The 12,516-nt window shown below is 38.0% G+C and carries 12 protein-coding genes, 1 other RNA gene and 1 other annotated feature; of the genes, 1 reads left to right on the forward strand and 12 read right to left on the reverse strand.

Annotation, left to right across the window (positions count from 1 at the left end; translation table 11 throughout):
• Nucleotides 1-27: 27 nt before the first annotated feature.
• The 6 genes from MHH44_RS13395 to hisS all read right to left on the reverse strand — a co-directional run bounded on the left by MHH44_RS13395 (nucleotide 28) and on the right by hisS (nucleotide 5,755).
• The gene (locus MHH44_RS13395; protein WP_340798832.1) at nucleotides 28-522 is read right to left on the reverse strand and encodes a GTPase; all 495 of its coding nucleotides are present in this window, start codon (nucleotides 520-522) and stop codon (nucleotides 28-30) included.
• Nucleotides 523-666: 144 nt separating this feature from the next.
• Nucleotides 667-1,071: an aminopeptidase gene (locus MHH44_RS13400; protein ID WP_340798833.1), complete on the reverse strand. Its 405-nt coding sequence runs from the start codon at nucleotides 1,069-1,071 to the stop codon at nucleotides 667-669.
• Between the two features lie 319 nt (nucleotides 1,072-1,390).
• The gene (locus MHH44_RS13405) at nucleotides 1,391-2,152 is read right to left on the reverse strand and encodes a tRNA threonylcarbamoyladenosine dehydratase (RefSeq protein WP_008408546.1); all 762 of its coding nucleotides are present in this window, start codon (nucleotides 2,150-2,152) and stop codon (nucleotides 1,391-1,393) included.
• A gap of 192 nt (nucleotides 2,153-2,344) precedes the next feature.
• Nucleotides 2,345-2,542: non-coding RNA, 6S RNA (ssrS, locus tag MHH44_RS13410), on the reverse strand.
• A gap of 157 nt (nucleotides 2,543-2,699) precedes the next feature.
• On the reverse strand, nucleotides 2,700-4,472 hold the full coding sequence (aspS, locus tag MHH44_RS13415; protein ID WP_340798834.1) for an aspartate--tRNA ligase: 1,773 nt from the start codon (nucleotides 4,470-4,472) through the stop codon (nucleotides 2,700-2,702).
• 14 nt (nucleotides 4,473-4,486) lie between these two features.
• Nucleotides 4,487-5,755 (reverse strand): histidine--tRNA ligase, encoded by a 1,269-nt coding sequence (gene hisS, locus MHH44_RS13420; RefSeq protein ID WP_340798835.1) that lies wholly within the window; start codon nucleotides 5,753-5,755, stop codon nucleotides 4,487-4,489.
• Between the two features lie 86 nt (nucleotides 5,756-5,841).
• Nucleotides 5,842-6,076: a binding site (T-box leader), on the reverse strand.
• A gap of 156 nt (nucleotides 6,077-6,232) precedes the next feature.
• Here hisS and MHH44_RS13425 point away from each other — a divergent pair.
• Entirely contained in the window at nucleotides 6,233-7,837 is a 1,605-nt protein-coding gene (locus MHH44_RS13425; RefSeq protein WP_340798836.1) for an N-acetylmuramoyl-L-alanine amidase, read from the forward strand.
• A gap of 67 nt (nucleotides 7,838-7,904) precedes the next feature.
• On the opposite strand, the gene MHH44_RS13430 is transcribed toward MHH44_RS13425, so the two are convergent.
• The 6 genes from MHH44_RS13430 to phoU all read right to left on the reverse strand — a co-directional run bounded on the left by MHH44_RS13430 (nucleotide 7,905) and on the right by phoU (nucleotide 12,513).
• Complete coding sequence (locus tag MHH44_RS13430; protein ID WP_340798837.1) at nucleotides 7,905-9,104, reverse strand: iron-containing alcohol dehydrogenase; 1,200 nt, start codon at nucleotides 9,102-9,104, stop codon at nucleotides 7,905-7,907.
• Nucleotides 9,105-9,232: 128 nt separating this feature from the next.
• Nucleotides 9,233-10,018 (reverse strand): vWA domain-containing protein, encoded by a 786-nt coding sequence (locus MHH44_RS13435; protein ID WP_340798838.1) that lies wholly within the window; start codon nucleotides 10,016-10,018, stop codon nucleotides 9,233-9,235.
• Nucleotides 10,019-10,173: 155 nt separating this feature from the next.
• On the reverse strand, nucleotides 10,174-10,395 hold the full coding sequence (locus MHH44_RS13440) for a hypothetical protein (protein WP_008408555.1): 222 nt from the start codon (nucleotides 10,393-10,395) through the stop codon (nucleotides 10,174-10,176).
• Between the two features lie 184 nt (nucleotides 10,396-10,579).
• A complete protein-coding gene (locus MHH44_RS13445) occupies nucleotides 10,580-11,143 on the reverse strand; it encodes an NUDIX hydrolase (RefSeq protein ID WP_340798839.1) in 564 nt (187 codons plus the stop codon).
• A 135-nt stretch (nucleotides 11,144-11,278) separates the two neighbouring features.
• Nucleotides 11,279-11,707, reverse strand: a complete 429-nt coding sequence (locus MHH44_RS13450) for a GatB/YqeY domain-containing protein (protein WP_008408559.1) — start codon at nucleotides 11,705-11,707, stop codon at nucleotides 11,279-11,281.
• Between the two features lie 152 nt (nucleotides 11,708-11,859).
• Complete coding sequence (phoU, locus tag MHH44_RS13455) at nucleotides 11,860-12,513, reverse strand: phosphate signaling complex protein PhoU (protein ID WP_008408561.1); 654 nt, start codon at nucleotides 12,511-12,513, stop codon at nucleotides 11,860-11,862.
• Nucleotides 12,514-12,516: the final 3 nt, after the last annotated feature.

A 12,516-nucleotide genomic window follows, 5' to 3' on the forward strand; every position in this document is an offset into this window, starting at 1 on the left:
AATCAATGAAAATGACTCTTTTATATTTTACTTTTCGTATGACTCTGCAAATTTCTTAAATGCTTTAATACACTGCTCCACATTGTCGGCAACAGTCAGCTTAACTTCTTCACCGCTTAACTGGTAAATACTCTTTTGAATCTCCGAAAGCAATTCTTCATTATTTTCAGTATGCGCGTTTGGAATACAGCTCGCACTTAACTCATAAAACTTACTCACATGTGCACGTGCATCGATATCATCTTCCGCAATTAAGTTGGCATGCGCTAAACCGGTAAAGTATAAAAGTTTTGAAGCAATATCCATATAAAGCGTCCAATAAGTAGTGCTTGATGGCAGTTCCCCGTCATTTTTAGCAATGAAAAAATTAAAATTATTCGCTACTTTGTGTAATAATCCATCAAGCTGCTCAAAAGCTTTCGACCAATTTGGTTTTGTATCGATATTTTCAAAAACGATTGTATCCATCTTCAACTGCAGACTCGGCAAATTTAATAAATCATTTTTCATTTCGATTGTCATTCTATCGTTCCTCCTTGCATCCCCATGCATATTATCAATACACTCTAACTATAGCAAAAAAAAGGAATTTTTCTTAAAAAACGAAAAAATCATTAAAATCCTGCCATATTTTTGCCATAATTATTCTCTTAATAGAATATTATGTCATTTGCCATTTAAAGATTCACCCGTCAAACGGGAAAAGTACTTTTCATACAATAACTTCTCTATATTTATATAGTCGTTTTTAAATACAACCATCTCACCCTGTTTATAGATTTTAACGGAAGGGCCTGAACTGTAAAAAAACCAATTAAATGATTCAATCCATACATCTAAATTTTTTTCATCATTGCTCAAAAATAATTGCTTTTCTTTTATTACATTCGCCATTTTCCAGAAACCTTCACTTAGCTTGAAGTTTTTCGTTAAAAAATCATATTCAGGTTCAACAATATGATCGGTGTCATAAATGTGAATCGTATTTAAATCGGCATCAATTGCAATTTCCACTGAGCCGATCACATCATGTAAATTCAAACCCCGGTATTCCAATTGTTGTATGACCATTTCTTAAGCTCCATTTCTTAAACATTTTTATTGTTTTATCACAATAATATTGTATTCCATTTAATGAATAACCATTCATGACAAAACCACTTTATGAGGAAATTTTTGTATAAACTAATATAAGTATGTAATTTAATACGCAATAATTTGATTAACGGAAAGATAAATTTGATGGTTCATTAATTGTCTAATGACGTTTTAGATGTAAAAACAACGTTTAAATCAGTAAATATCATTTAACAATTCCTCAATAAAAAAGATGTGTTAAAAGGTTTCGAAATCCCTTTTACACATCCTTTCATTTATGGAAGTTTACGAATTACCCTTGAACACGTTTAATTTCGATATCTTTTAAAATCGTATTAATAACCCAGCTTGCTGCAATTAATCCGGCAACAGATGGTACGAATGCATTTGATGAAGGTGGTAATTGTGCTTTGCGGATTTCCGCTTCAGGCTTTCCTACATATTGTGCAACGTCCGGACGTACGACAATTGGGGATTCGTCTGAAAATACAACAGTTACACCTTTTTTAATGCCTTCTTTACGCAGTTTTGTACGGATTACTTTTGCCAGTGGATCTGTATGCGTTTTTGAAATATCGGCAATTTGGAATCGTGTAGGATCCATTTTATTGGCAGCACCCATGCTTGAGATAATTGGAATGTTGCGTTTTAAACATTCTTTCATAATATGGATTTTGTACATAACTGTATCGGATGCATCGATTACATAATCAATTCCTTGTGCGAAAAACTGTTCATACGTTTCTTCTGTATAAAACATATGCATATCAATTACTTCACACTCCGGGTTAATATCTGCAATCCGTTCTTTCATAATAGCAGACTTTGATTTTCCAACTGTTGATAGATATGCAACTAATTGACGATTGACATTCGTAATATCCACATTATCTTTATCTACTAATATGATACGGCCAATCCCGCTACGTGCACATGCTTCTGCCGCAAACGAGCCTACACCGCCTACACCTAAAATTGCGACTGTCGTTTCTTTCAGCTTTTCTAACCCTTCTGTTCCAATAGCTAACTCGTTTCGTGAAAATTGATGTAACATCTAATTTTACCCCTCAATCTTTATCATTCTACTAGGCATTATAACGACATCATATACGAGATGCAAGCAACAATCTAATGACAGAAAGCAGCATTTTCCATAATATCATTTCAGGAATGCTCAAATTCCAGTTATTATAACAAAATAAAAATACTCTTCTACATAAAAGCAGAAGAGTAAAATTAGAAATGGACGAATCCCAAAAATGCCGTCTTGCTACAACATCGTTTTGATCCCGCGTCTATAGCAAGGGGGTGCACTAATCGCAGCGTTAAACTTCCCGCTCCAAATGGGGCATGTTTGCTTCTACGGTAATAGTAGCTCCCAACGATTTATTGTTCGGTCAAAAGTGTTTAGTAACAAATATAGCGACGAACACATCAGGATTCGTATTAGTGTTATATTAACACCAATATTCTGATTATTCAATCGAAAACATTCCATTCTTATAAATTATTAAAATTGTACTAATTTTTTAGAATAATATGGTTCCAATTTACTTTATAAAAAAAGGTACTTCTTCCCGTGAGAAGAAGTACCTTAACATTTATTTTTTTGCTGTCGCTGCGATACGTAAGCTTAACTCTTCAAGCTGTGCATCTGAAACTTGTGATGGTGCATCTGTTAATAAACAGCTAGCTGTTGCCGTTTTAGGGAATGCAATTGTATCACGTAAGTTTGTACGGCCAGCAAGAAGCATTACTAATCGGTCAAGTCCCATCGCCAAACCACCATGTGGAGGAACGCCGTAGTCAAATGCTTCAAGTAAGAAGCCGAACTGTGCACGCGCTTCTTCTTCAGTAAATCCAAGCAGTTCAAACATCTTTGCTTGTAAATCCGGCTCATAAATACGTAGTGATCCGCCGCCAAGCTCATAACCGTTTAATACGATATCATATGCCTGTGCACGAACTTCTTTAGGATTTGTATTCATTAACTCTAAATCTTCATCAAATGGGCGAGTGAATGGATGGTGGGCCGCATAGTAACGACCTTCCGCCTCATCGTATTCGAATAATGGCCAATCAACAATCCATAAAAATTCGAATTTCGACTCATCGATTAAGCCTAGTTCTTTTCCTAATTTTAAACGTAATGCGCCAAGTGCGTCTGCAACTACAGAAGATTTGTCTGCAACGAATAATAATAAGTCACCAGCCTGTGCTTCTGTTGCTTGGATGATTGTGTCAGCTGCTTCGCCTTCAAAGAACTTCGCAATCGGTCCATTCAAGCCTTCTTCTGTCACTTTTAACCATGCTAACCCTTTTGCCCCGTAACGGCCTGCAAACTCGCCTAATGCATCAATATCTTTACGTGAATAGTTTGTTGCTGCGCCTTTTACATTGATTGCCTTCACTTCACCGCCATTTGCCACTGCGTTAGCAAATACACCGAATGCTGATTCTTTTACGATGTCTGAAAGCTGTTTTAATTCCAGTCCGAAACGAACATCTGGTTTATCTGAACCGAAACGATCCATTGCTTCTTTATAGCTCATGCGCGGGAATGGTGTAACGACATCAATGCCTTTTACATCTTTCATAACTTGAGTAAGAAGACGTTCGTTCATTTCAATAATTTCATCCATTGATAAGAATGAAGTTTCGATGTCGACTTGTGTAAATTCCGGCTGACGGTCTGCACGCAAATCTTCATCCCGGAAGCAACGAGCAATTTGGAAGTACTTCTCAAAGCCACCTACCATTAATAGCTGTTTAAATAACTGTGGTGATTGCGGTAATGCATAAAATTCACCATCATGTACACGAGATGGAACTAAATAGTCACGTGCTCCTTCTGGTGTTGATTTCGTTAAAATTGGTGTTTCCACTTCCAGGAAGCCTTCGTTTTGTAAGAAATTGCGGATTGTACGTGTTACATCAGAGCGCATCTTAAATGTGTCATACATTACAGGGCGACGTAAATCCAAATAGCGGTATTTCAAACGTAACTCTTCCGAAACTTCCGCATTGTTATCGATTGCGAATGGCGGGTTTTTTGCTTCATTAATAATCGTCAGTTCAGAAGCCACCACTTCGATTTCGCCTGTCTTCATATTTTTGTTAATTTGGGAAGCATCACGTAAAACTACTGTACCTTTTACTTCAATGACAAATTCATTACGAATTTTATTGGCAAGTTCTAAAGCGTCTTTCGCTTGATCACCGAAAACTACCTGTACGATCCCTTCACGGTCACGCATATCCACGAAAATTAATCCGCCTAAATCACGACGTTTTTGTACCCAACCTTTTAATACAACTTCCTGTCCCGCTTCTGCAGCTGTTACTAAGCCACATGCATGTGTTCTTTGCGCCATTGTTATTCCTCCAACTATTTGTTTTCTAAAACGTATTGGACAAGCTGACCGAATTCCACTTTTGTCTGATCGCCTGTTTCCATTGTTTTGACGTTTACTGCTTGCTCTTCTAATTCTGACTCACCTAATACAATGACAAATTTCGCATTCGCACGGTCAGCAGCTTTCATTTGCGCTTTCATTTTCCGGTCCAAATAATCCATATCTGCTGAAATGCCTTTTGCGCGGAACGAACTTACAAGTTCCACTGCTTTGAGTTTAGCTTCTTCACCCATTGCCACAACATACATTTCCAGATTATTTCCCGTTGCAAGCTCGATGTTTTTTGCTTCAAGCGCTAATAATAATCGTTCAATTGATAGGGCAAAACCGATACCAGGTGATTCCGGTCCGCCAATATCTTCAACTAAACCGTTATAGCGCCCGCCACCGCAAAGTGTCGTAATTGAACCGAACCCTTCACCGGTAATCATAATTTCAAACGCCGTATGATTATAGTAATCAAGACCACGTACTAAGTTAGGATCCACTTCATAGGAAATGCCCAGTACATCCAAATATTGTTTTACTTTCGTGAAGTATTCTGCAGAAGAATCCGTCAAATAATTTGTTAAAGCCGGTGCAGTAGCCATTGCCTGGTGTTTAGCATCTACTTTACAATCTAAAATACGTAAAGGATTTTTCTCCAGACGGCTTTGACAATCACTGCAAAGCTCCCCAACAACCGGAGTAAAATGCTCAATTAATGCACTGCGGTGCGCATCACGAGTATCTTTGTCACCTAATGAATTAATGACTAATTTTAAATCGGACAAACCAAGTGTTGTATAGACATCCATTGCAAGTGCCATTACTTCCGCATCAATTGCCGGATCAGCTGAGCCGATTGCTTCTACACCAAACTGTACGAATTGGCGATAGCGTCCTGCCTGTTGACGTTCATAACGGAACATTGGACCTGTATAATAAAGTTTGACAGGTTGATCTGCCTGACCGAACATTTTATGCTCCACGTATGCACGTACCGCTGAAGCTGTTCCTTCTGGACGTAATGTTAACGAACGATTTCCTTTGTCCGTAAATGTATACATTTCTTTTTGTACGATATCCGTTGTATCGCCTACACCGCGTTGAAACAGTTCTGTTGATTCAAACATTGGTGTGCGAATTTCGTTATAGCGATATTTTTCACATAAATCACGGATGACACGTTCTACATACTGCCATTTTTCGGATTGACCCGGTAAAATATCCTGTGTTCCTTTTGGTACTTTAAAATTCATAAAAGCACTCCTCTCTTAATTGACCAAACACATTGCGAGCTGAAGAAAGAAGAAAATAAAAAAAGCTTTCGTCCCTTGCAAAAACTGCAAGGGACGAAAGCTTGTAAATTCTTCCGCGGTTCCACCCTAATTGATGTATCTCTACATCCTCTCGAATTCGGATAACGGCCGATTCCGTCTTCCCCTACTAGAAAAAATTTTTCGAGGAAACGCCTCTCAACTGTTGTTCACATGTTACATACTGCAGGAAAGATTACAGCCTATGTCTTTCCCTCTCTTTTCAGCATTGGCAACCGCTACTTGTTTGGTCATTGGCAATGTTACTTTTGTTAAATTAACACTAATCTTAATGATGTCATGACAAGTTGTCAACCATTTTCAAAAAAACGCTATATTTTTTGTCATAAATACTTTTATAATATAGGGGGATATAGTGAAAGGGTCATTTAAACAAAATAATTTTAAAAGGAGGAAACTATGAAAAAAAATAAAATAATAGTTGGTTTATCAATTTTATTATTGTTCACAGCGGTAATTCCGTATAATTTTTCCGCTCGCCCTGCTTATGCCAACGGGGAACCGTTGTATGTAAACGCGGAAATTTTATATTTACGTGAAGGTCCCGGTCTTTCTTATCCGATCATTGATACGTTAAAAGAAGGAACTGAGATTATTTCGATTGAAAAACAAGGTGATTGGCACCATGTTCAGGTCGGACAACAAGAAGGTTGGGTTGCGGCATGGCTTGTGAAAACAGCAAATGTGCAAAAAGACTCTTCATCAGACAAAACGGTCATTTCTCAAGTGGACTCTTTAAATGTTCGCGTAGCGCCATCATTATCCGCATCTGTGCTGACGAAAATCTCTTCCGGGACGGAAAGTAAATTTTTACAACAGGAACAGGATTGGATTCAAATTCAGTTCGGGGAAATAACAGGTTGGGTATTCGCAGAATATGTCACAGTAAAAGATGCAAAGTCGGAAACACCGGAAACTCCAACTGATAATGTGCAACAGGAACAATCAAATGAACCTATAGAGCAAATTGATCCGAATACATTTACCGTTAATGTAAGTGCCGTAAACATCCGAAAAAAACCTGATTTAACAGCAAAAAAATTAGGACTTGCATCGGAGGGCCAACAGTTTAAAGTGCTTAGCCGCGATCATAATTGGGTCGAGATTGAATATGAAAAAGGCAAAAAGGGTTGGATTTACAGCTTTTACGGAACTTTCACAAAACAATTGAAACAAAATCATTCATCTGAGAAAGAAGAAGCGAAAAACTTTGTCACGATTATTTATAACGGGACAAACTTAAGGGAATCCCCTTCTACTTCTTCAAATGTAGTCGTTATCGCAGATGCTGGTCATACATATCCGATAGTGGAAAGTGAAGGCGACTGGTTTAAAATCGCAGTAAAAGATCAACAGACTGCGTATGTCGCAAACTGGGTTGTAAGTAAAAACAATTCACAGGGAACTACATCCCAAAACAATACAAGTCAAGTAGCCGAGCGTAAACAGGGTACATTAAAAGGCCTAACAATCGTGCTGGATGCCGGTCATGGCGGTAATGACCGTGGTACTACCGGCGTTCGTGGAACCGACGAAAAAGATATTAATATTATTACAGCAGAAATGCTCCGTTCCAAATTACAGGCTGCCGGTGCAAATGTTGTCATGACACGGGAATCTGATATATTTGTCGACTTGCGAAAGCGTGTAGCAGTGTCGCATCAGGCAAGTGCCGATGCGTTTATCAGTATTCACTATGACGCAAATGAAGATAGTTCAGTGAGCGGCTTTACGACCTATTATACAAATGGTTACCAGCAAAAGCTTGCCGAATATGTTCATGAAGGCTTGGCATCAAAAGTTAACTTGAAGGACCGTGGACCGCGCTTCGGAAACTATTTAGTGCTACGCGAAAACCGTCAAAATGCTATATTGCTTGAGCTCGGTTATTTAAGTAATCCTTCTGAAGAACGGGCAATTACTACAGATTATTACCGGGAACAAGCAACACTGGGCATCTATCAAGGGTTATTAAACTATTTCGACGACCAACTTGAACAATAATTATATACAAAAATAAACCCCGATTTCTCTATCGAAAAATCGGGGTTTTATGCTTGTCCTTTTTCTACTATTCCTGAATGACTTGATATAAATAAAACATTTCATCTTTATTCACAATGCGCGGTACCGGGTACAGCGGGTTCGCTTCTTGTATAGCGCGCTCTACCATTAATGGCACATCACGGTTGATGATTCCTGTTATTTTTCGAGGGATGTTCATCTTTTCATTTAACACTTCAATCGCTTCAATAAATAACTCTGCCTTTTTTTCATCGCTGTCTGTTATTTTCCCGATTCCTACAATCGTCGCCAGTTCTGCTAATGGCTTAGCAGCGCTTTTGCCGTAAAATCGCAGGACATGCGGCAGGATAATCGCATTGGCAAATCCGTGCGGAACTTGATAGAAACCACCGAGTGTATGAGCAATGGCATGAACATAGCCTACATATGCCCGGGTAAATGCAAGTCCGGCCAAATAGGACGCACGCTGCATTTCCGTCCTTGCTTTCATATCTGTTCCCTCAACATAGGCGCGCTCTAAATACTTAAAAATAAGTATAACCGCCTCACGGGCATATTTTCTCGTCTCCTCTGTATTACTTTTTCCAATATAGGCTTCCACGGCATGTGTCAAAGCGTCCATTCCCGTCGTAGATGTAATATGCGGAGGCAAATTAATCGTTAATACCGGATCTAGTACAGCGTAATGCGGGACAAGCACCGGATCCATAATAGCGAATTTCTCATGTGTTTCACTATTTGATACGACTGCGGCTATCGTCCCTTCGCTTCCCGTTCCGGCTGTTGTTGGAATCGCAAAAAACGGCGGCATTTCTTTTCTTACTTTGAATAATCCCTTTAAATCAACCAGCGATTTATCGGGGCGTGCTATCCTTGCCGCAACTGCCTTAGCACAATCCATCGGTGACCCGCCGCCAAATGCTATAATGCCATCACAATTATTCGCATTATACAATTCCAATGCTTCTTCAATATTTGTGAAAGTTGGGTTTGGAACTGTTTTACTATAGACAACAAATGCAATATTTTGCTCCTGTAAGCCCTCCAATAACTTATCCATCAGCCCAAGTTTGTGAATTCCTTCATCTGTAATCACTAAAAGCATATTTAAATCTAAACATTTCACAAGGTCCGGCAATTTTTCAAGGCTGTTTTCCCCTTGGAGTAATTCTGGCTTTCTCCAGTTCATAAGCTTCATACCGACACGCATTGAACTTTGGACGGTTCTACAATAGGCTGTATACATCGAACGAAACACTCCATTTCTCTCTATTTATGTATCCTTACTTTAATTATTCCGCACTCCCTTTTAAAATTCCTTGTGTGTAACAAAATTGGGCAAATTAAAAACGAACCCAAAACGGATTCGTTTCATTAATCGTTGGCAAAAAATACTTTGTCTGCAAAGGAAATCGGCTGTTTTTCAAAGGCGGTTTCGCTCATCGCGATGACCGCTAGATCGATCTCAAATTCCTGCATTTTTCCAGCAGCAACTTCTTGATTCAGTTTATGGAAATCGCTAAATTGATTATCCGTAATAATCATAAGATCCCGCTGATGGCCAATGTTGTCTTGGGTAAAAAGTTCAATCGCCTTATCTATAGCCGGCATAATTTGAGCGTCTCCAGTTAAAAAATGCTGCAGAAATTGATCGAACATTTTAATTTCAAGTGTTCCATTTTTAAAAAGAAGTGGTTGAGCCGGTTTATTACTAAACGGAAGTATGATTAAATCACGCTTTTGGACAGCACATAAATTAAATAGCGGTAAAATGGTCCCTTTTGTAAAGGCTTCAACCCCCTGCATGGCGTCAGATTGCTGTAGGATGACTATCATGGGTGAATAAAGATTTTTCATCTCTTCAAACGGCACATACAGTACATTGCCATCAATAACAGTCCGATCTTTCAGTAATTGCTTTTGTTGCTCAATCGGGAATAAATAATCTTTATCCTGTATTTTCGGCATCGTTGCTTCCACTTCTGCAATCATTTCTTCAAGTGCAATTGCAATTTCGATAACCTCTATGAATAATGGTTGTTTACCGAATTTCTCCAAAAACTGTTGCTGCTCATTTTCATCTAAAGCTTGAAAAGATGCATTACGATATAAAAAATGAAGAATTTCATCTGTTAATACAGTCTTATATTCATTTGTCATGTAAAACCCTCCATCTGTTTTCAAATCAATACCGATAGTATAGCGAAGATTAAAATTAAAAAGTAGTAATTTAAACTGTGGGCGATATAATCGTTTTTTTCTGCATAAAAAAAGCGGTATCACTAGGATACCGCACCACACATAAATGTATGTAATTATAATTTTTGAGTTAAACCGTGTAAAGTATCTTTTAAATCACGATCGTTGTCTGAAAGCTCGATTAGGTTTCCTAAACGTTCGTGTAAAATTGGACGTTCAATTACTAGTTGCTCATCTAAAACTTGAACCAATAATTCAAGAAGCATACGGTTTTGTACTAATAATGCTTCTTCCACTCGATCTGGGTTAATTTTATATTCTTTTACTTTTTTCGCCATTTGAAAATAGCCTCCCTTTTGTTTATACAACGTTATTTTAGCACACGGTTGTTTAATTTTGTGAAATTATTTCAATTTCAGCATTCGTTTGTGTTTTTCTGTATATCAGCGAGTTGAATCCAGAAAATCTCCGTATGGAAAAAATCAGTCTTTAGTAAAAATGTTATCCATTTCAGCCTATCGTTTAACAGCCGATTTTTTTTACCTTCTCTATAATTTTCTCATAGATTGGAATCATATGCGCTTCCGTACATTTTTCGGCAACTTCGTCTATTGCGATCCAACCGACTTCACTGTTTTCATCAAGCTTCGCTTTAAATGTCGCTTCATCTTCCACTTCAAATATATAAGTCACATTAAAATGTAAATGTGCTGCAACATATTTTCCGTTTTTCATATGACCGATAACCGGCAGGATATCCAGCGAAATAATATCGTCCTGTATTGCTTTTGCTTCTGTAAGACCTGCTTCTTCCATCAGCTCTTTTTTCGCTACATTAAATAAATCAGGATCGCCGTCTGCATGACCGCCCATCCAGCCCCATGAATTATAAATATTATGATGAGCCATCAGTACACGGGTGCGGTCTGGATTGAATACAAAAGCTGAAGCAGTAAAATGCAGAACTTCATTATTTCTTGTCAGGACATCCGATAAACTAGCCATTGCACGTAAAATAATGTCTCGATCTTTTGCTTCCTGTTCATTGTAAGGTACATACAGTTCAATTTGTTCATGTAAGGTCATTTTAATCCTCCCTATCCTAATTCCTTTTTGTAGTGTAATGGTTATAATTTTAGAAAAATATAGCGAAAAGGACGTGACCGTCAATTAATTGCGGCACACCTCCTTTTCTGTTACTTGACAATGCTTATTTTCATTTTAGGAAATGAGCGTTTTGACAACTTTTGAAATTGTCGCTCCGTCTGCTTTTCCATCAAGTAAAGGCTTTGCAATTTTCATTGCATCCCCCATATTCATGCCTGAAGTAATACCAGCTGCCTGAAGCTCAGCTGAAATTTCTTCCTCTGTTAACTGTTTTGGTAAGAAGCTTTTTAAAATGACTAATTTTGCTTCCTCTTTTTCGATTAAATCTGGACGGTCTGCTTGCTTTGCACCTTCTAGTGACTGGTTTGTCTGCTTAATTTCACGATTAATGACAGCAATTTCTTCCTGTGGCGTCAATTCCGCACCTTTTTCCTTTTCTGCAGAATCCAAAGCGGACTTCACTAAAGTTAATACTCCTTTAGCCAATACATCTTTGTTTTTCATCGCTTGCTTTAATTGGTCAAATACAATTGTTTTTAACATGCTGTCTACCCCTTTATATTTAAATAAGTACATGACTTATTTGAATTACCTTTATTGTACCATGTACCCTTTCAATACATAAATTATTCATAAACAAATTTGTTTGATTAAAGAAAAAAAGTATAGGAAGTCTCCTCCTATACTTTTTACATTTAATTATTCAGTTCATAATGCTTCCCTTTTACAAGGTAGAATAAATGCTCGGCTATATTTGTTGCGTGGTCTGCCGAACGTTCGATACAGCGGCATACGTATGATAAACTCGTCACTTGTGCCACTTGCTCATTGGAAACAGACAACTTCATTAAGTTACTCAGTATATTGCCTGTTAATTCGTCGACCTCATCATCCAGTTTTGCAATTTCTTTTGCCTTAGTCGTATTCTCCTCTAAAAAGGCGTCGACAATTTGGCGCAGCATTAAAATTGTTTTATGGAACATTTCCTCAATCGGCTCCACGCTCGTGACAAATGGTGTTTTTCCGATTCGAATCGTTTCCTTTGCGATATTGACCGCATGATCACCTATGCGCTCCATATCCGTTGCTGCTTTAATCACAACAATTAAACGGCGTAAATCTGTCGCAACAGGCTGTTGTTTTGCAATGAGTAAAATGACACGGTCATTGATTATTTCCTCCAACCGATTAATCTTCGGATCGGTATCAATAACTTGTAGCGCCAAATCAATATCCTTTTTTAAAAAAGCTTTAAAAGACTCCTGCAATGAATGAATACTTAAATCACACAGTTCCATTAAATCTTGCTGTACCGCTATTAGATCATGTTCAAAACGCTCGCGAATCATCGT

This window comes from Solibacillus sp. FSL K6-1126 (assembly GCF_038003445.1).
In the GTDB taxonomy this organism is placed as follows: Bacteria; Bacillota; Bacilli; order Bacillales_A; family Planococcaceae; genus Solibacillus; species Solibacillus silvestris.